The organism is Methylorubrum sp. SL192 (assembly GCF_026672325.1).
Classification (GTDB): Bacteria; Pseudomonadota; Alphaproteobacteria; order Rhizobiales; family Beijerinckiaceae; genus Methylobacterium; species Methylobacterium extorquens.
Genome location: NZ_JAPPQV010000003.1, coordinates 3,626,624 through 3,644,404, shown reverse-complemented (window position 1 = coordinate 3,644,404; position 17,781 = coordinate 3,626,624). Strand labels below are relative to the sequence as shown.

At 70.5% G+C, this 17,781-nt stretch carries 18 protein-coding genes; 4 read left to right on the top strand and 14 right to left on the bottom strand.

Going from position 1 to position 17,781, the window contains the following annotated elements; all coding sequences use genetic code 11:
• Nucleotides 1-11 precede the first annotated feature (11 nt).
• Nucleotides 12-1,007 (bottom strand): alginate O-acetyltransferase AlgX-related protein, encoded by a 996-nt coding sequence (locus tag OVA30_RS17890; protein WP_268176241.1) that lies wholly within the window; start codon nucleotides 1,005-1,007, stop codon nucleotides 12-14.
• 315 nt (nucleotides 1,008-1,322) lie between these two features.
• On the opposite strand from OVA30_RS17890, the gene OVA30_RS17885 reads away from it, so the two are divergent.
• Nucleotides 1,323-2,567, top strand: a complete 1,245-nt coding sequence (locus OVA30_RS17885) for a glycosyltransferase family 61 protein (RefSeq protein ID WP_268176240.1) — start codon at nucleotides 1,323-1,325, stop codon at nucleotides 2,565-2,567.
• A gap of 74 nt (nucleotides 2,568-2,641) precedes the next feature.
• Here the strand turns inward: OVA30_RS17885 and OVA30_RS17880 are convergent, their stop codons facing one another.
• Together OVA30_RS17880 and OVA30_RS17875 are read right to left on the bottom strand one after the other, a co-directional pair.
• On the bottom strand, nucleotides 2,642-3,925 hold the full coding sequence (locus OVA30_RS17880; protein WP_268176239.1) for a class I SAM-dependent RNA methyltransferase: 1,284 nt from the start codon (nucleotides 3,923-3,925) through the stop codon (nucleotides 2,642-2,644).
• A gap of 11 nt (nucleotides 3,926-3,936) precedes the next feature.
• The gene (locus OVA30_RS17875; protein WP_268176238.1) at nucleotides 3,937-4,689 is read right to left on the bottom strand and encodes a TlyA family RNA methyltransferase; all 753 of its coding nucleotides are present in this window, start codon (nucleotides 4,687-4,689) and stop codon (nucleotides 3,937-3,939) included.
• Between the two features lie 359 nt (nucleotides 4,690-5,048).
• On the opposite strand from OVA30_RS17875, the gene OVA30_RS17870 reads away from it, so the two are divergent.
• Nucleotides 5,049-5,654 carry a superoxide dismutase family protein gene (locus OVA30_RS17870; protein WP_076642041.1) on the top strand — a complete coding sequence of 202 codons (606 nt, stop codon included), beginning with the start codon at nucleotides 5,049-5,051 and terminating at the stop codon, nucleotides 5,652-5,654.
• A gap of 45 nt (nucleotides 5,655-5,699) precedes the next feature.
• Here OVA30_RS17870 and dxs read toward each other — a convergent pair whose 3' ends face one another.
• The 6 genes from dxs to ygfZ form a co-directional block, all read right to left on the bottom strand.
• Nucleotides 5,700-7,676, bottom strand: a complete 1,977-nt coding sequence (gene dxs / locus OVA30_RS17865) for a 1-deoxy-D-xylulose-5-phosphate synthase (RefSeq protein WP_015952451.1) — start codon at nucleotides 7,674-7,676, stop codon at nucleotides 5,700-5,702.
• 89 nt (nucleotides 7,677-7,765) lie between these two features.
• Nucleotides 7,766-8,026, bottom strand: a complete 261-nt coding sequence (locus tag OVA30_RS17860) for an exodeoxyribonuclease VII small subunit (RefSeq protein ID WP_268176237.1) — start codon at nucleotides 8,024-8,026, stop codon at nucleotides 7,766-7,768.
• 99 nt (nucleotides 8,027-8,125) lie between these two features.
• Nucleotides 8,126-8,638 (bottom strand): tyrosine phosphatase family protein, encoded by a 513-nt coding sequence (locus tag OVA30_RS17855; RefSeq protein ID WP_268176236.1) that lies wholly within the window; start codon nucleotides 8,636-8,638, stop codon nucleotides 8,126-8,128.
• Nucleotides 8,639-8,652: 14 nt separating this feature from the next.
• Nucleotides 8,653-9,279 carry an HD family hydrolase gene (locus OVA30_RS17850; RefSeq protein ID WP_268176235.1) on the bottom strand — a complete coding sequence of 209 codons (627 nt, stop codon included), beginning with the start codon at nucleotides 9,277-9,279 and terminating at the stop codon, nucleotides 8,653-8,655.
• Nucleotides 9,276-9,905 carry a DNA-3-methyladenine glycosylase I gene (locus OVA30_RS17845; protein ID WP_268176234.1) on the bottom strand — a complete coding sequence of 210 codons (630 nt, stop codon included), beginning with the start codon at nucleotides 9,903-9,905 and terminating at the stop codon, nucleotides 9,276-9,278. Before OVA30_RS17845 ends, OVA30_RS17850 begins: the two co-directional genes overlap by 4 nt.
• The gene (gene ygfZ / locus OVA30_RS17840) at nucleotides 9,902-10,756 is read right to left on the bottom strand and encodes a CAF17-like 4Fe-4S cluster assembly/insertion protein YgfZ (RefSeq protein ID WP_268176233.1); all 855 of its coding nucleotides are present in this window, start codon (nucleotides 10,754-10,756) and stop codon (nucleotides 9,902-9,904) included. The genes OVA30_RS17845 and ygfZ overlap by 4 nt, the downstream gene beginning before the upstream one ends.
• Nucleotides 10,757-10,857: 101 nt before the next feature.
• Between ygfZ and OVA30_RS17835 the strand changes: the two genes are divergently transcribed.
• Both OVA30_RS17835 and OVA30_RS17830 read left to right on the top strand, forming a co-directional pair.
• Entirely contained in the window at nucleotides 10,858-12,195 is a 1,338-nt protein-coding gene (locus tag OVA30_RS17835) for a dihydroorotase (RefSeq protein ID WP_268176232.1), read from the top strand.
• 300 nt (nucleotides 12,196-12,495) lie between these two features.
• A complete protein-coding gene (locus tag OVA30_RS17830) occupies nucleotides 12,496-14,061 on the top strand; it encodes a hypothetical protein (RefSeq protein WP_326493636.1) in 1,566 nt (521 codons plus the stop codon).
• Nucleotides 14,062-14,259: 198 nt separating this feature from the next.
• Here the strand turns inward: OVA30_RS17830 and OVA30_RS17825 are convergent, their stop codons facing one another.
• The 5 genes from OVA30_RS17825 to OVA30_RS17805 all read right to left on the bottom strand — a co-directional run bounded on the left by OVA30_RS17825 (nucleotide 14,260) and on the right by OVA30_RS17805 (nucleotide 17,666).
• On the bottom strand, nucleotides 14,260-14,514 hold the full coding sequence (locus tag OVA30_RS17825) for a hypothetical protein (RefSeq protein ID WP_003604705.1): 255 nt from the start codon (nucleotides 14,512-14,514) through the stop codon (nucleotides 14,260-14,262).
• A gap of 339 nt (nucleotides 14,515-14,853) precedes the next feature.
• Entirely contained in the window at nucleotides 14,854-15,315 is a 462-nt protein-coding gene (locus tag OVA30_RS17820) for a TIGR02301 family protein (protein WP_268176230.1), read from the bottom strand.
• On the bottom strand, nucleotides 15,312-15,809 hold the full coding sequence (locus OVA30_RS17815; protein ID WP_268176229.1) for an NUDIX hydrolase: 498 nt from the start codon (nucleotides 15,807-15,809) through the stop codon (nucleotides 15,312-15,314). Before OVA30_RS17815 ends, OVA30_RS17820 begins: the two co-directional genes overlap by 4 nt.
• Nucleotides 15,806-16,951, bottom strand: coding sequence for a hypothetical protein (locus tag OVA30_RS17810; RefSeq protein WP_268176228.1), 1,146 nt, complete (start codon nucleotides 16,949-16,951; stop codon nucleotides 15,806-15,808). Before OVA30_RS17810 ends, OVA30_RS17815 begins: the two co-directional genes overlap by 4 nt.
• The gene (locus OVA30_RS17805; RefSeq protein WP_041358820.1) at nucleotides 16,944-17,666 is read right to left on the bottom strand and encodes an SDR family NAD(P)-dependent oxidoreductase; all 723 of its coding nucleotides are present in this window, start codon (nucleotides 17,664-17,666) and stop codon (nucleotides 16,944-16,946) included. Before OVA30_RS17805 ends, OVA30_RS17810 begins: the two co-directional genes overlap by 8 nt.
• Nucleotides 17,667-17,781 lie beyond the last annotated feature (115 nt).

The following is a 17,781-nucleotide window of genomic DNA, read 5'->3' as shown; positions in this document are numbered from 1 at the left end:
CCGCCCTCCGCTCAGGCGGCCGCGCCGCTTTCCCCGCCCACCTCTTCCCCGAACCGCTCGGCGGCATAGTCGTCGAGGTTGAACGCGTCGTCGGGCACGCGGAACATGAACCGCTCGGCGATCTCGGTGAGCAGGATGTCGGGCCGGACCCGCTCGACGTAGGACCAATCGACCGAGGTGCTCCAGACGAAGTGCACCTCGGCGAAGGTCTCGGCGAGCATGATCGTCAGCATCAGCGGCGCGAAGTGCGAGTACGAGTCGCCGAACAGGACGAGGCGGCGCGGGTCGCGGGCGGCGGCGTTGGCGTAGATCACGTGCGAGCCGACATGGAGCGTATCGGCGCGGCCGGCCGCCTCCCGTGCCTCGACGATCGGGCTGGCGTAGCGGCGCACGGCATCGCGCTGCAGGTCGTGGATGCGCGTCCGTTCGGTGCGCGGGGGATCGAACCGGCCCCCGAGATCGCCGGAAATCTCGGTCTCGCGGAATCCGCGTTCGGCGAGGTCCGGGCAGGGCGTGGCCCCCAGCGCGCGGCAGATCTCGCGATAGGCGAGGTGGCAGCCGGCGAAGGTCCAGTGACTGTCGGTGCGGAAGAACAGGTCTTCACCCGCGCGGGCCGCCCGCATCGGCGCGACGAGGTCGATGCAGGTCCGCCGCAGGACGCGTGTGACCGGCCATTCCCGGAGATGCCCCCTCAACCGGGAGAACCACCGCCGCCGGGGCAGGCCGCGGATCAGGCGGCGGGCGGGGGAGAGGCGGTGATCGACCGCGATCCCGTCGAGGAAGCCGTCGTAGACGCTGAGCTTTTCCGGGACGACGACGTGGTGGTAGGCGGTGCCGAGTTCACGCGCCCGCGCCGCACGGCCGGCGATGCGTTGGCGCCACAGCTCGGTCTGGTGGGCCATGAAGCCCGACTCGTTGAACTGCGCGATGACGTTGTTGCTGCCGGCGACGACGAACAGCCAGCCGTCCTTGCCGACATGAATGTGATCGGTGGCCGTGTCCGACACGAAGTCCCGCCCTTCCTCAACCGTCTTCGCCGATGCCGAACGCGCGGGCGGGCCGTGGCTCTACAGGCGCCGGCCGCTCCGAGGCAAATGCGGCCGGGAGCGCAAGACATGGCTCGGACTTCGCCCGTAGCGATATGCTAGAGCATCAACCCGAAAGCTGGCCTCCGGCTTTCGGAAAAGGACGATGCAAAGACAAGGGTCTAGGGCATCGTCCCGAAAGGTGGCCTCCGGCTTCCGGGACGATGACGATGCCCGAGCGGTGTTGCGGAATCCTTGAATGGACGAACTTCACGGCGGGACCCGCGAGGAGCAGGCTTGAACGACACGCAAGCGGATGAGGCTGCAGCGCATGCCCGGCTGATCGAGGACAACCTCGTCCTCACCTGCGAGGCCGGGCGCCTGTACCGCGACGGCGGGTTCGCGGGCGATGCCGCCCTGCTCGAACGGCTGAGGGAGCGGGTGAGCCCGCTCACCGAGGTGGTCGGCACGGTGTTCCCCGGCTTTCCCGCGCACGACCCCGAGCCCCCGCGCCTGTTCGGCGGTTCTGCCACCTTCCGCGAGAAGCAGGGGGCCGCGCTCGCCGCGCCGCGCCCGCCGGGGCCGCCGACGCTGCTGTGCGAGACCCGCGACGTCCGGCTTGCGGGCAACGCCCTGTTCCATGTCGCGGACGGCCGGCCGCAGGTGCTGTTCGAGACCTACCGGCCCCAGGAGCGGCACGTGGTGCCCGGCCCCGGCCCCGGCTTCCTGCACGTGGACGAGGCCATCGCCGAGGCGGGCCTGGTCTTCCTGCTCAACTCGGCGGGCTCGTTCAATTACGGCCATTGGCTGATCGACGACCTGCCCCGGCTGCACGCGCTCGCGCTGCTGCGCAAACGTCATCCGCAGGTACCGATCACCGTCGCGCTGGTGTCCTACTTCCCGCATATCGACGCGGCGCGGCGCCGCTCGATCCAGCTCCTGCTGCGCGATCGGGTCTCGATCCGCTTCCTCGACCGGGACAAGACCTACCGCTTCGCGCGCCTGCACCACGCCACGCCGTGCAGCCTGCCGAGCACGGGCAAGTCGCCGCACGCGCTGCGCTATCTCACCGGGCAGATGCGGGCGCGGACGCGCCTGCCGCGCGCGCTGTTCGCGTTACGGACGCTCACCGGGCGGGGCCGACGCCTGTTCGTGGACCGGCATCCGGGGCGGGGCCGGGGGCTCGCCAACCGCGACGCCGTGCTCGGCCTGCTGCGCGGCCTCGGCTTCGAGGCGTTCGATCCCGAACTCACCAGCGTGCGGCAGCAGGTGGTGCGGTTCTCGGCCGCCGAGATCGTGGTCGGCATCGCCGGGGCGGGGATGACCAACACGGTCTTCTGCCGGCCCGGCACGCCGGTCATCCACCTCGTGCCGGAGGGCTGGGAGGACCGGTTCTACGGCGAGATCGCCACCGCCTGCGGCCAGGATTATGCGGCGGTGTTCGGCCCCCGGATTCCATCGGACGCGCCCGAATATCTTCGGGATTTCGCGATCGACCCCGAGCCCCTGCAAGAGGCCCTCGCGGCTGCCGGTCTGCGTTGAGATCCTGGGATCCCAAAGGGGTCACCCCTTTGGCGGGGTCTCGGGGCAGCGCCCCGATCTCCCTCCACTAGGTTTCAGCGGGGGCGACGCAGCGTTCGGCCGGTGACCTTCACCTGCTTGCGGAACACGCCGACCAGCTCGACATGGGCCGACCACGCGAATTGGTCGACCGGCGTGACCCGCTCCAGCCGATAGCCACCGGCGATCAGGGTCGCGGCGTCGCGGGCGAAGGTGCCGGGATCGCAGGCGACGCCGACGACGAGGGGCACCTTCGATTCCGCGATCCGGCGCACCTGCGCCTCGGCCCCGGCGCGCGGCGGGTCGAACACCACCGCATCGAGCGCGTCGAGTTCCGGCCCGAGCAGCGGGCGGCGGAACAGGTCGCGTGCCTCCGCCGTGATCCGGGCGTAGCCGGCTCCGGCCCGGTAGGCGCGGGTCAGCGCGGTGATCGCCGCGGCCTCGCCGTCGGCGGCGTGGACCTCGCGGGCCCCCGCAGCGAGCGTCAGGGCGAAGGGACCGCTGCCGCAGAACAGGTCGCCGACGCGCCGCACCTTGGCCTTGCCCTCGTCCATGGCCTCCAGCACCAGCGCGGTCAGGGTCGCCTCGCCGGCCTGCGTCGCCTGGAGGAAGCTGCCGGGCGAGGGCACGCGCCGGGCCGGCCCCTCGCCGACCGCGGGCGGGCGGCGCTCGACCACGACGTCGCCGTGGATCGACAAACGGGCGAGGTCGAGTTCTCCGGCGAGCCGAGTAAGGACGCCGCGGACGCCGTCGCTCACCTGCCCGTGGCCGCGGATGTCGATGTCGAGGCCGGTTACGGTGGCGGTGGCGGCGATGTCGAGCGGCTTGCGGCCGTGCCCGAGCGGGGCGGCGAGCGCCTCCGCGACGGCCGGCGCCCTGTGCAGGCTCGGCACGGTGATCGGGCAATGGTCGATCGGCACCAGCGCGTGGCTGCGCGCGGCCATCAGCCCGGCCCGCGCCCGGCCCTCGATCTCGCGCACATGCAGGGTGATCCGCCGCCGGCCCTCGCCCTGCGCGTCGAGGAGCGGCATCAGCGTGGTCTCGATGCGCGCCTGCCCCAGCGCCCCGGCGACGATGCCGCGCTTCCACTCCGCGTAAGGGGCGGGGGCGAGGTGCTGCACGGCGCAGCCGCCGCAGGCCGAGAAATACGGGCAGAACGGCGCGATCCGATCCGGCGACGCCTCCTCCACGGCGATCAGCGTGCCGATGCGGTCGCCGCGCTGCACCCGCACGCGCTCGCCGGGCAGGGCACCGGGCACCGCCAGCCCGCCCTCGGTGAGGCCATCGCCGCGGGCGCCGAGCCGGGCGATGGTCAGAGTCTCTTCGATCACGTCGGACATGGGATCAATCATCAGAGGCAATCATCAGAGGAACGCCTCGCGGCGACCAGGAACTCGCGGTTGCCGTCACCACCCTCGATGGGGGAGGGGATCGGCCCCGACACAGTGAATCCGAGGCCGACGAGCACGGCGCGCACGCCCTCGCAGACCTCGGCATGAACCTCGGCGTCGCGCACGATGCCGCCGCGCCCGACCCGCTCGCGGCCGGCCTCGAATTGCGGCTTGATCAGCGCGGCGATGGCGGCCTCGTCGGCGAGCTGCGCCGCCACAGCCGGCAGAACCAGCCGCAGGCCGATGAAGCTCACATCGATGGTGGCCAGCTGCGGCGCGGGCTGAATCGCCCCCGGAGAGAGGGCGCGGATATCGGTGCCCTCCAAGCTGGTCACCCGTGGGTCGGCGCGCAGGGCGGCGTCGAGCTGGTCGCGGCCGACATCGACCGCGTGGATATGGGCGGCGCCGCGCCGCAACAGCACGTCGGTGAAGCCGCCGGTCGAGGCGCCGACATCGAGGCAAGGCAGGCCCGCGGGGTCGAGGCCGAAGGCATCGAGCGCCGCAGCGAGCTTGAGGCCGCCGCGGGAGACGTAGGGGTGGGGGGCCGAGGCCTCGATCCGGGCGCCGGGCTCGACCAAATCCGAGGGGCGCGTGACGAGGCGGCCGTCGGCGCTGACGAGGCCGGCTTCGATCGCCGCCCGCGCCTGCGCCCGGCTGCGGAAATGCCCGCGCTCGACCAGGAACCGGTCGGCGCGGAGCCGCTCGCCCGTCATCGGTCTCCCTTCCGAAAATTGCTCCGCCGCGCCCGAGGCCCTCGCCCCGCATATCCGATCCGGGACGAGGATCTCTGATTTTGATGTCGCATCGTACCTTTCCAAAAGCCGGTGGCCGCCTTTCGGGACGATGCTCACGTGATCGAGACGGATCGGCCCGTCCCCTGTCGGAACGCGCCGCTTCGCGTTACCTACAGCATCGCCTGAGACGGCGCGTGCCGGCTCGTCCGAAAAGGGCGATGCGAAATCCGCTTTTGCCGGGTAGCCCGGATTGCGCACCGCCTCAAGCGGTGGCGGAATCCCGGGTGGAACCGCCGGGCCGCAGCAACGGAGTGAGTCAGTTCATGAGAGGTGCCATCATGCGAGGGGCCACGACGCCTGCCATCCGCCGTATACCGGTCGCCATCCCTCTGGCCGCGGCCCTGCTCGCGGGCCTTGCCGGGTCCGCCTTCGCGCAAGATGCCAAGGAGACTCCGAAGGAGCCGGCCCCCGCCAAGACGGAGAGCGCCGGCGCGCCGCAGACCTACGAGAGCGCGATCACCAACGGCAAGGGTGACAGCATCGGCAAGATCATGATCCGCGACGGGGCGAATTCCCTCGTCATGCGGCTGTCGATTCAGGCCGGCGGCCTGCCTCCGGGCTGGCACGGCATCCATTTCCACGCCGTCGGCGACTGCTCGGACACGGAGAAGTTCGAGAAGTCGAAGGCCCACGTGAACCACGACCAGAGCAAGCACGGCCTGCTCAACCCCGACGGCCCGGACGAGGGCGACCTGCCCAACGTCTACGCCAACGCCGACGGCTCGGTGAACGCGGAAGTGTCGAGCGAGACCCCGCTGACCGGCGAGGGCGGCCTGCGCGACGGCGACGGCTCGGCGCTGATCATCCACGCCAACGAGGATGACCACACGAGCCAGCCCATCGGCGGCGCGGGCGCGCGCATCGGCTGCGCGGTCATCAAGTAACACGCCTCTTGCCCTCCCCCTACGGGGGGAGGGCGTTGGCAGAGGCTACCGCTTCAGGCTCACCACGCTGCCTTCGCGCTGCGCCGCCTTCTCCGGCAGTGCGGCGCGGACGACCTTGAGGATGCCCTCGGCATCGAGCCCGGCCTCGGCGTACATCTTCTCCGGCTTGTCGTGGTCCTGGTAGCTGTCCGGCAGCGTCAGCGTGCGGACCCGGACCCGGCCGGTGTCGAGCACGCCGCGCTCGGCCAGCAGGTGCAGCACCATCGCCCCGAAGCCGCCGACCGAGCCCTCCTCCACCGTCACCAGAACCTCGTGGCTCATCGCCAGATCGACGATCAGCTCGGCATCGAGCGGCTTGGCAAAGCGCGCATCCGCCACCGTCGCTGCCACACCCTCCGCCTCCAGCGCATCGGCCGCCTTCAGCGCCTCCGACAGGCGCGTGCCGAGCGAGAGCAGCGCCACCCGCGCACCCTCCGGACGCCGCACCACGCGGCCGCGGCCGATCGCCAGCGGCACGCCCGTCTCCGGCAGCTCGATGCCGACCCCCTCGCCGCGCGGGTAGCGCAGCGCGATCGGGCCCGAATCGTGCGCGTGGCAGGTCGCCACCATGTGCACCAGCTCGGCCTCGTCGGCCGCCGCCATCACCGTCATGTTCGGCAGGCAGCAGAGATAGGCCAGATCGAACGCGCCCGCATGCGTGGCGCCGTCCGCACCGACGAGCCCCGCCCGGTCGAGGCAGAACCGCACGGCTAAGTTCTGCAGCGCGACATCGTGCACGACCTGATCGTAGGCCCGCTGCAGGAAGGTCGAGTAGATCGCCACGAACGGCTTGTAGCCCTCGGTGGCCAAGCCGCCGGCGAAGGTCACCGCGTGCTGCTCGGCGATGCCGACGTCGAAGGTCCGGTCGGGATGCGCCTTGCCGAACAGGTCGATTCCGGTGCCGCCGGGCATCGCCGCGGTGATCGCCACCACCTTCGGATCGGCATCGGCCGCCTTGATCAGGCTCTCGCCGAACACGCGGGTATAGGCTGGGGCGTTCGCCTTGGCCTTGGCCTGCACGCCCGAGACCACGTCGAACTTGACCACGCCGTGGTAGCGGTCGGCGGATGCCTCAGCGGGCGCGTAGCCCTTGCCCTTCTGCGTGACGACATGGAGCAGGATCGGGCCCTGATCCGAATCGCGCACGTTCTTCAGAACGGGGAGCAGGTGGTCGAGATTGTGCCCATCGACCGGTCCCACATAGTGGAAGCCCATCTCCTCGAACATCGTGCCGCCGCCGACGATCAGCGAGCGGGCATACTCTTCGGCCGCCGCCGCGCGCTGGTAGAGCGCCTTCGGCAGCAGCTTGCCGAGCTGCTTGGCGGTCTCGCGGAGCGAACGGTAAGTGCCGCCGGAAGCGAGCCGGGCGAGGTAGGCCGACATCGCGCCGACGGGGGGCGCGATCGACATGTCGTTGTCGTTGAGGATGACGATCAGGCGCGAGTGCAGGGCGCCGGCATTGTTCATCGCCTCGTAGGCCATGCCGGCCGACATCGAGCCGTCGCCGATCACTGCGATCATGTTGCGGCGCTTGGGCGCCGGGCCGCCCTTGGCCTTGGCGTCCGCCTCCTCGAGGTCGCGCGCCACGGCCATGCCGAGCGCGGCGGAGATCGAGGTAGAGGAGTGGGCCGCGCCGAAGGGGTCGTACTCGCTCTCCGAGCGCTTGGTGAAGCCGGACAGCCCGCCGCCCTGGCGCAGCGTGCGGATGCGGTCGCGGCGGCCTGTGAGGATCTTGTGCGGGTAGCACTGGTGTCCGACGTCCCAGACGATGCGGTCGTCGGGGGTGTCGAAGACGTGGTGGAGCGCCACCGTGAGTTCGACCACGCCCAGGCCCGAGCCGAGATGGCCGCCGGTGATCGACACGGCGTCGATCATCTCGGCGCGCACCGCGTCGGCGACTCGCCGCAGCTCGCTCTCCGGCAGAAGCCGGAGACGATCCGGCGTCTCAAGACCCTCAAGGATCGTCGTGTCCGCTAGTGCCACCGGACCAGCCTCATACCCGAAGTAAGGAACAGCGCGCAAACCTTTGCGCACGATGAATTTTGTCGTGATTGAAACCGCACCGGCGTCACCTACTCGACGTCGAGCGGCGCGGTGCCGGCAGCCCGACCGTCCGGTCCGATGGCGATCTTCTGGATGCGTGCCTCGGCCCGCTTCAGCAGGGTCTCGCAGTGACGCTTGAGCGCCTCGCCGCGCTCGTAGATCGCCACCGATTCGTCGAGGGGCACGTCACCGCGCTCCAGCCGACGCACGATCTCCTCGAGCTGCTCCAGCGCCCGCTCGAACGGAAGATCGTCCGGCGCCGCCGCCGCGTCGGGTGTAAGATCGTTCATCCCGGATTCCTTTTGGGGCGGGTTATGACGGGCGACGTGCAGTCGCACAAGCCCGGGTCGATTGCGTGCGACCGATCTCCGCCCTGCGCGGCGTGCCCGTCACGCCAAGGTGAGGTGGAACGGCGTGCCCTCGAAGGCCTCGGCGCCGCGGCCGATTCCGGCGACGGCGGCGCTCATCCGCCCCTCGCGTCCGAGCAGGCGGTCGGCGATCTCGACGAACAGGCGATTCGGCGTGGCGCTCGGCGCGAGCCGCCGCACGTCTTGCGCGAGTTCCGCCTCGTTCCAATCCGGCCGCAGGGCGCAGGCCGCGACATAGGCCGCCGCGGTGGAGCGGCTGATCCCGGCATAGCAGTGGATCACCATCGGCTTTTCGCGCGGCCACGCCGCCACGAAATCGAGGACGGCGCGCACATGCGCCTCGCCCGGCGGCAGGTGCCCCTCCATCGGCGCGACGATGTCGCTGAAGCCGACGCGCAGGTGCTGCTCGGCACGGATCGCGGCCGGACGTTCCACCGCACTGCCGAGCGTCGCCAGCGTGACGAGATGGCTCGCGCCGCTTGCCGCGACAGTCTCCGGCAGGCGCGAGAGGGGGCAGACGTGGATGACGGGCATTCTCTTTTTCGGTCTCACGCCCCGCGCTGAAGCGCCGCGAAGCGGGCGAGATAGCACGCCTCCGCCTCCGCCGTCGGCCATCCGGCGACCAGCCGCTCGATTTCAGCGCTCATGGGATCGGGCAGAACCGGGGGGCGCCCAAAAATCCCGTCGGCCTCCGCGCTCGAGAAGCCGGCGAGCCGGGTCGCCTCGATCGCCGCGGCGATGCGGTCGGCGCGCTTGACGAGACGGGCGAGCGCCGGGGAGGGCGCGGCGAGCCCGAAGCGCTGGCGGATCGCCGCGAGCAGGCGACGCTCGACGCTGCGATAGGCGTCGCCGATCGCGTTCTTGAGCGGCGAGATGATGTCGCCGATGACGTATTCCGGCGCGTCGTGGAGCAGCAATTCGAGCCGCTCCGGGGCGCCGATCCGCGGATCGAGGGCGCCGCCGATCGCCTCCACCAGCAGCGAGTGCTGCGCCACGGAGAAGACGTGCGGGCCCGCCGTCTGCCCGTTCCAGCGGGCGACGCGGGCCAGCCCATGGGCGATGTCGGTGATCTCGACATCGAGCGGCGAGGGGTCGAGCAAGTCGAGGCGCCGGCCCGACAGCATCCGCTGCCACGCCCGCACCGGTTTTTTGGTCGTGCTCGGGGCCACGCTCACGGGCGGCGGCCCCCGCCGAGGGCGGCACAGGGCGCGTGACGATGGCAGCCGGTGAGATGGTCGTTGACCATGCCGACCGCCTGCATGAAGGCGTGGACGATGGTGGGGCCGCAGAAGGTGAAGCCCTTCGCTTTCAGGGCCTTGCCCATCTTTCGTGACACATCGGTTTCGGTGGCGATCGCGGCGCGGGTGGCCGCGTTGGTCTGGATCGGCCGGCCGTCGCAAAAGTCCCAGAGGAAGGGTGAGAAGCCCGGCCCGGCCTCCTCGATCGCGAGCCACGCCCGCGCGCCGCTGATCGCGCCGCGGATCTTGGCGCGGTTGCGGATGATGCCGGTATCACCCATCAGCCGCTCGACATCGTCGTCCGTGAAGCGGGCGACCCGCTCCGGCTCGAAGCCCTCGAAGGCCCGGCGGAAGCCGTCGCGGCGGCGCAGGATGGTGATCCATGACAGGCCCGCCTGGAACCCGTCGAGGATCAGCTTTTCGTAGAGCGCGCGGGAATTGGTTTCCGGCACGCCCCACTCGGTGTCGTGATAGGCGACGTAAAGCGGATCGGTCCCCGGCCACCAGCAGCGCGGACAGCCATCGGGATGGGTGGTGATCAGCCCGCTCGAATCCGCGCTCATCCGGCCACGGCCGTGTCGGTGGGGAAGGCGAAGCGGGCGAATTCGGGCTTGGCCACGGCCGCGATCGTGCCGCCCGCCCGCACCGGCTCACCGATGGCGAGCGCGTCGCCGAGGCGGTCGAGGCGGATCGTAGCGAGTCCCCGGTCACCGGCGGCGCTACCCGTGACGCCGAGACTGCGCGCGCCCGCAATCACCTCCGTACCGGGCTCCGGCGCCGGGCCGTCGCGGTAGACGATGGGCAGGATGCGGGTGCGGGCGGTGCCGCGGTGCTGCATCCGCGAGACCACCTCCTGCCCGACATAGCAGCCCTTCTTGAAGTCCACGCCGCCAAGCTGGTCCATCAGCGCCTCATGCGGGAACGCGTCACCGAAGGCGAAGTCGCGCCCGCCCTCAGGTACGCCGAGGCCGATGCGGTGGGCGTGATACGCGTCTTCCGGGGCATCGGCCGAGAACGCGCCCTCGGCGAAATACAGCCGCTCGCCGAGCGCGGGGAGACGTCCGTCGCGCACCCGCACCGTTTCGGCCGCGGTCTCGGCCCCATCCCAGGCAGCCGCCACGCCGAGCGTCGGGTCGGCGGCCACCGTCACCTTGGCGCGCAGGCGGTAGAGCCCGAGCCGCTTGACGAGGTCGGCGACGCGCTCGGCGGCAACGTCGAGACGGAAGCCATCGTCCGAGCGGGATACCAGGAAATCGAACTGGATCTTGCCCTGCGGCGTCAGCAGCGCGCCGAGCCGCGCCTCGCCCTCGGGCAGCGTCTCGACGTTGCAGGTGAGGATGCCTTGCAGGAAGGGGAGCGCGTCCGGACCCGAGACGGCAACGACGGTGCGGTCCGGCAGCAGGGCGATCGGCATGGCATCTCCTTGAAAGGACGGCGGCGTTGCGCGTGTGGGACGCCTGACATAAGCCGCCGCTATCCTCGTCTCAATCGCACGATGCGAACCGGGAGAGCCCGATGGAAGCGCCTTTCGACCTCGTCCTGTCCGGCGGCACGCTGGTGAACCACGACGGCGAGCATCGTGCCGATCTCGGCATCCGCGGCGGACGGGTGGCGGCCATCGGCGACCTCTCGGGTGCGGCAACGCAGGAGCGGCGCGATTGCCGCGGCCTGCATCTTCTGCCCGGCGTGATCGACAGCCAGGTGCATTTCCGCGAGCCCGGCCTCGACCACAAGGAAGACCTGGAAACGGGCTCGCGCGCGGCGGTGATGGGCGGCGTCACGGCGGTGTTCGAGATGCCCAACACCAACCCGCAGACCACGAGCGCCGCAGCACTCGCCGACAAGGTGGCCCGCGCCCACCACCGGATGCATTGCGACTTCGCCTTCTGGGTCGGCGGCACCCATGAGAATGCCGGCGAGGTCGCCGCGTTGGAGCGGCTGCCTGCTGCTGCCGGAATCAAGGTGTTCATCGGCTCCTCCACCGGCTCGCTGCTGGTCGAGGACGATGCCGGCGTGCGCGAGATCCTGAAGCAGATCCGTCGCCGCGCCGCCTTCCACTCGGAAGACGAGCCGATGCTGCGCGAGCGCAAGGGCCTTCGCGTGCCGGGCGATGCCGCTTCGCACCCGGTCTGGCGCTCGCCGGAGGTGGCGGTGAAGGCCACGCAGCGGCTGATCGCGCTCGCGTGGGAGACGGGTGCGCGCATCCACATCCTGCACATCTCGACCGCGGACGAGATGCCGATTCTGGCCGAGGCGAAGGATGTCGCCAGCGTCGAGGTGACGCCGCACCACCTGACGATCGACGGGACGGAAGCCTATGCCCGGCTCGGGACGCTGGTGCAGATGAACCCGCCGGTGCGCGACGCCGTCCATCGCGACGGGATCTGGCGCGGTCTGAGCCAGGGCGTGGTCGATGTGCTCGGCTCCGACCACGCGCCGCACACGCTGGAGGAGAAGGCCAAGCCCTATCCGGACTCGCCCTCCGGCATGACCGGCGTGCAGACACTGGTGCCGATCATGCTCGACCATGTGAATGCCGGCCGGCTCTCGCTCGCCCGGTTCGTCGATCTGACCAGCGCCGGCCCGAAGCGCCTGTTCGGCATCGCCCGCAAGGGGCGGCTCGCCGTGGGCTACGATGCCGACGTGACCGTCGTGGACCTCAAGCGCCGCGAGACGATCCGCAACGAGTGGATCGCCTCGAAATGCGGCTGGACGCCCTATGATGGGCTCACCGTCACCGGCTGGCCGGTGGGAACGGTGGTGCGGGGCACGCCGGTGATGTGGCAGGGCGAGTTGGCCAACCCCGCACGCGGCGAGGCGGTGGTGTTCGAGGAAGCGCTGCCGACGGGGTAGCGCCGCGCCGGGATATCCCATCCGGCGGCAGGCTTTTCGCGAGCCTCCCGCCTGTAAGCCGTTCACTACGGACGGTTGCCCTGCACCGTTTGGGACGCTCAGTCATTGTGCCGGAGAGCGAGCCGACACCATAGTTGAAAGAGGCGCACCGAGCAGACGAAGATCACTTCGAAGTCATCCGTGACTGGCTGCCGCGAAGATGCCTTGCGTTTCTTTCAAGGGTTGCGGGGACGGATGTCCGGAAAAGGTGAAGTGTCGGCCGTTGCCATGCGGTCATGGCACAGCCATGCGGCATGGGCGATGCGAGGCGTCGCGCTGGGGAGCCTGCTCGCCTTGACGGGCGCGGGCACGGCCTGGGCGAAGGAGATCGTGCTGCCGGAGAAGAATCCGGCCGTCACCTTGACGATCCCCGACGACTGGAAGACCGAGGTGCGCGACACCGAGGTCGTCTCGACCTCGCCCGATGGCGACGTCTCGTTCGAGGTGGGCTTCGAAACGCGGGCGGACCGCGACAGCCTCGTCAAGGACAAGGTGAGCTTCCTGCGCAAGCAGAAGGTCAATCTCTCGATCAAGCCGGTCGAGCAGGCGATGGACTTCGGCGGCACGCCGGCCCGGGTTCAGCGCTACCGCACCACCGACAAGTACGGGAAGACGATCGTCGATCTCGTGACCCTCGATGCGAGCCGGGACCGCGCGCTCCTCATGACGATCTGGGGATCCGAGGATCAGCGCCAAGCCAACGAAGCGGCGCTGGACACCATCATGAAGAGCGTCCGGGTTCCGGCCGAGACCGGCGGGAGCAGCAACTTCTGGTCAGGCGGCAAGACGGCCGCCAAACCCGAGACGAAGCCGGAACCGAAAGTCGAGACGAAGTCCGAGCCCGCGGCGGCCGGCTTGTCGCCCTCGGTGGCGGCCGCCCAGCCCGCGCCCTTGAGGCCCTACGCCACCCGGCGTGCGCTGTACGTCGCCCGCAAGGCCGCCGATTTCGGCGATGTCGAGGCCCGGCCCTCGAACGTCTTCAAGCCCGGCGAGCCGCTCCTGACCTATATCGAGCCGGTGGGCGAGGCCACGCAGCCGATCGGAAGCGATCAGATCGGCTTCGGCGTGATCGTCGATTTCGAGGTCCGCACGCCGGAGGGCAAGGCCCTCGCGACCCAGAAGAACATGATCGACCGCGACGTGACCGTGAAACGCGCGGAGGGCGAGCCGAACTTCTTCCTCAACCTCAGCCTCGACCTCGACGGCTTTCCGCCGGGCAATTACGTGCTGGTCTATACCCTGCGCGATAAGCTGAGCGGGCGCACGCTCGACGTGCCGCAGCCCTTCACGATTGCCCCGGCCGCCACCGACAAGGCCGCCGGCGCAAGCCCGGCCGCCCCAAGCCCGGCTCCGGCGGCTCCTGCGACGCCCCCCGCTTCGGTGCAAACCACCGTCGTGGACGGGTGGACGGTCCAGCTTGCCCCACCGGACGGCGTCTCCTGCGCCATCCACTACGAGAACAAGCCCCCGCGCGCCGACGGCAAGAGATTCGCCACGATCGTCGCCTTCGTCTCGATCCCCGACAGGAACCTGAAGCTCACAACCCTGGAACTCAAATTTTCCGGCTGGAACTGGACCAAGGACCAAGAGGTCAAGGCCACGCTCCGGACGGGGGAATTTTACCTGTATTCCGGCCTGAACTGGATCGTCCTCGATCCCAGATCCCTCCTGCTCCGATCCAACGATCCGGACGATATCCTGAAGCTCGTCAAAACGACGTCGAAACTCAGCGTCGAGAGAGACGGCGAGGACGCCGTCACGTTCGACATCACCGCGCCGGACAAGGCGCTGGAGGCTCTCAAGCCCTGCCGGGATCAATTGAAGTAGACGAAAAGAAAACGTCCCGAAGGCCGGTTTCAGGCCTTCGGGACGTTGCACATCGAACGGAGCTTTGCCGGTACAAGGCCCGCCTCGTCGTCACCGCGAGGCGAAGCCGAAGCGATCCGGAGCGCCAGCACGATCCGTAGGGACCGCTCGCGTTGCGGTTCAAGGAATTCGGCTGACGCCTCCGCCTCAGGCCACCGATCAGTGCTGCAGCGTCGTGGTGAACCCGCCGCCGCGGATACGCTCGGGCAGGGTCTCGGCATAGCGGGCGGTGGCGTCCTCGCCATAGGTGGCGACCAGTTCCTGGAACGCCGCGAACAGGGCCGCCTGGGCCATGCAGTCGCCGTCGATCCCGTCGAGGCAGCCCTCCGCGAATGCTTCCGTCACGAGGCCGAGCGCAAGGCGCTTGCTCTCCGCGTCGGCATCGAAGGTTGCGGTGTCGGCATCGTGGATCATGGCGGGCGGCTTCGTTTCTCGGCCGGAACAGTGCCGGCAAGACATCGGCACGATACGGCAGCCTTCACGGGCCGGGAAGCAGGGAATTGCGAAGAGGTTAACGCGGAGGCGCAATTGCGAAGGAATTTCGCAAGGCCTCCGGAGTGTGGCGCGCCCGCCACAAACGCGATCGCACGGCCGAATCCGGAGCGGATTCTGATGAAGCGGAAATCGGCCCGGCAGAAGAATGCCTGTCAAAACAGGGAGCTAGAGCATCGCCCCGAAAAGCGGCTAGCGGCTTTCAGACGATTGAAGAGGCCCTGCAGTCGCCGACCCGATGCGATCGGGCCGGTTACTTTCTTAACCGCCGAACCGCCCGGCGATGGCGTGCGAAAGCCGCTCGCCCTCGGCGACGAAACGGCGGGCGGCCTCATTCGCAGCGGGGGTGCAGACCCGATAGGTCAGGCTGTAGCCGCGGAAACCGCGATTATAGGCGCCGGCGAGGCGGTCGCGGCGGCTCTGCGTGATCCCCTCGCTGTCGAGGATCGCCTTCATCCGCGCCGGCCATTCGGCGGCATCCGGCGCGCCGCATAGCGTGCGCAGGAAGGCGAGCGCCCCGACGATCTCGGAGAGCCGCATCAGGTCGCGGTCGTAGGGCGCAGGCGGCGGCTCCGCCGGGGGAGGCGGCTCCTTCTCCTTCTCCTTCTCCGGCGGCTTCGGCGCGGATCGAGCCGTGCCGGAGCGCTGCTGCGCGAACGCCTCCGCCGCCGGGGTCAGAGCTAGCAGGGCGGCCAGGATCAGGCGGGCAAGTCCCGTTCTCATACCAAGCCTTCTGCCAAGCCTTCTGCCGAACCGTCTGCCGCCGACCGGATGCGGGAGAACGCCTCGCGCAGGGTCTCGATCAGCCCCGGCGTGGTGGTCAGGCCCGCGACCTCGTCGAGGCTGGCCCAGCGCACGGCAAGCGCTTCCGGCCCGGGTGCCGGCTCGACAGCGCGCCACAGGGCGGCGTGGGGATGGATCACGTAATGGTGGCGGATGCGGCCGATCTCGTCCCGCAGGATGATCTCGGTCGGCGTCAGGCTCGGGCCGACCACCTCGGCGAGCGACCCGACCTCCTCCTGCAATTCGCGCAACGCCCCCGCGGCGAGGGATTCGCCCAATTCCACGAGGCCGCCTGGCAGGGTCCAGACGCCGCGCATCGGCTCGTTGGCGCGGGCGGCGAGCAGCACGCGGCCGTCGCGGATCACCGCGACCGAAACGCCGATCAGCGGGCGCGCCGGAAACAGCCGCCCGTCCTCCTGTCCCGGATCGCTCACGGCGCGGAGACCGCGACGAGGCGCCCGTCGGCGAGGCCGACGAGGATCGTTTTGGCGGTTCCGCCTGCGTCGAGCACGGCGACGCCGTGGGCGGCCGGGGCGGGCAGGGGCAGGCGTGCCCGCTCGACGGGGCTGCCGCCCTTCAGCGACACCACCGCGACGGCGCTGCGGCCCGCCACCGGCAGGGCGAGATCGGGCGGGGCGCCACCGCCGCGGGGAACGGGAGCGGCGAGATCCGCCGCCTCGCCCGCCACCGGGCCGGCATAGCCCGGCGCTTCGCCCGCGAGGCTCAAGGTCCCGTCGGCGATGCGCCAGAGCTGAAGCACGCCCTCACCGTCGGGCGCGCGGATCGCGGCGATCTGCGGCTGGCCGGTGCCGGTGAAATCACTGACGGCGGCAAGCGCCAGCGGCGCGCCTTCCGGACCCTTGCCGGCCTGCGGCGGCGTCTGCGCCCGGAGCGTCCAGACGCCGTCCATGCCCTTTGCCGCGACGGCAAGGCCGGAGACGGCCGGCCCCTGCGCGGTCACGGCGGCCACCGCCGGGCGGCCGTCGAGACGGGTGATGTGGGGCGTGCGGCCGGCAAAAACCCGGCCGTCCCCCGGCGCCAGGGTCTGGGTCGTCACCGGCACGGCCTTCGGCTCGGCGGTAACGCCGACCGGCTGGCGCTCACGCACGGTCAGCACAGTCCCCTGGCCCGGCGCGCCGCCGAGCGCGCGGGTCGGGCCGGTGAGATAGGCGCTGAGCGGCCCGTCGAGGGCACGGCGCGAGCCCGGCACGGCCCCGCGCGGCGTCTCGGCGGCGGCAAACCCTTCGATCGCTTCGGCGCCGATCAGCGTGGTGCGCAAGCGGTCGCCTTCGAGGCTGAGAACGGCGCCGCCGCCCTCGCCCCAGACCACGACGACGGATGGCGGAGCGGTGTTGCCCGTGGCCTTCGGGTCGGCGCTGGCGCCTGCGGGCGCGCGGGCGACCGGCAGCAATCCGGAGGTCGCCACGGAAAGGGCCACGTCGCTGCCGGGACCGCGCATCGCCTTGACGGCAAACGGCAGCGCGACCGGTTCGACCCGGCTTCCATCCTCCGCCGCGAGGGCGGGGAGGGCGGTCAGCGACAGCAGGGCGGCGAGAACCGCCCGGCGGTCAGACATGCTGGCCGCCGTTGATGTGAAGCTCGGCACCGTTCACGTAGGACGACGCCTCGATGCAGAGGAAGTAGATCGCCTTGGCGACCTCGTCCGGGGTGCCGAGCCGGCGCTGCGGAATCTGCTCCACCAGCTTGTCGGTGCCGGGCGAGAGGATCGAGGTGTCGATCTCGCCCGGCGAGATCGCGTTGACGCGCACGCCGAGCGGCCCGAAATCCGCGGCCATCTCGCGGGTGAGGCCGGCGAGCGCCGCCTTCGAAGTGCCATAGGCGGCGCCCGCGAAGGGGTGGACCCGCGAACCGGCGATCGAGGTGACATTGACGATCGACCCGCGCGCGCGGGTCAGTTCGTCGCACAGGCCCCGCGCCAGCAGGATCGGCGCGAAGAAGTTGACCTGGAAGACGCGGGCCCAGTCCTCGTATTCCGTGGTGAGCGCGCCGAGCCGCTCGCCCTCCGGGCCCTTCGGCGAGATGCCGGCATTGTTGACGAGCGCGTGCAGCAGGCCGCCCTCGGCGGCGAGCCGCTCGGCGACTTCGCGCACCCCGCGCACCGTGTCCGCCGCGTTGGAGAGATCGACCTGAAGGTGGTCCTCCGGACCCATCTCCCAGGGACAGTTCTCGGGGAAGGGGTGGCGCGAACAGGTGATGACCCGCCAGCCCGCGGCGGAGAAGCGTTTGACGGTGGCGTGGCCGATGCCCCGGCTGGCGCCGGTGAGCAGCAGCACCCGTCGACGATCGTTGGATGAGGCCAAAGCCGGTTCCTCGCTGCCCGCCCCGCGCACCGCGGGTGAGCGGGCCAAGCTGGGTCTTCGCCAAGGGATAAGCCGCGCCCCGCCG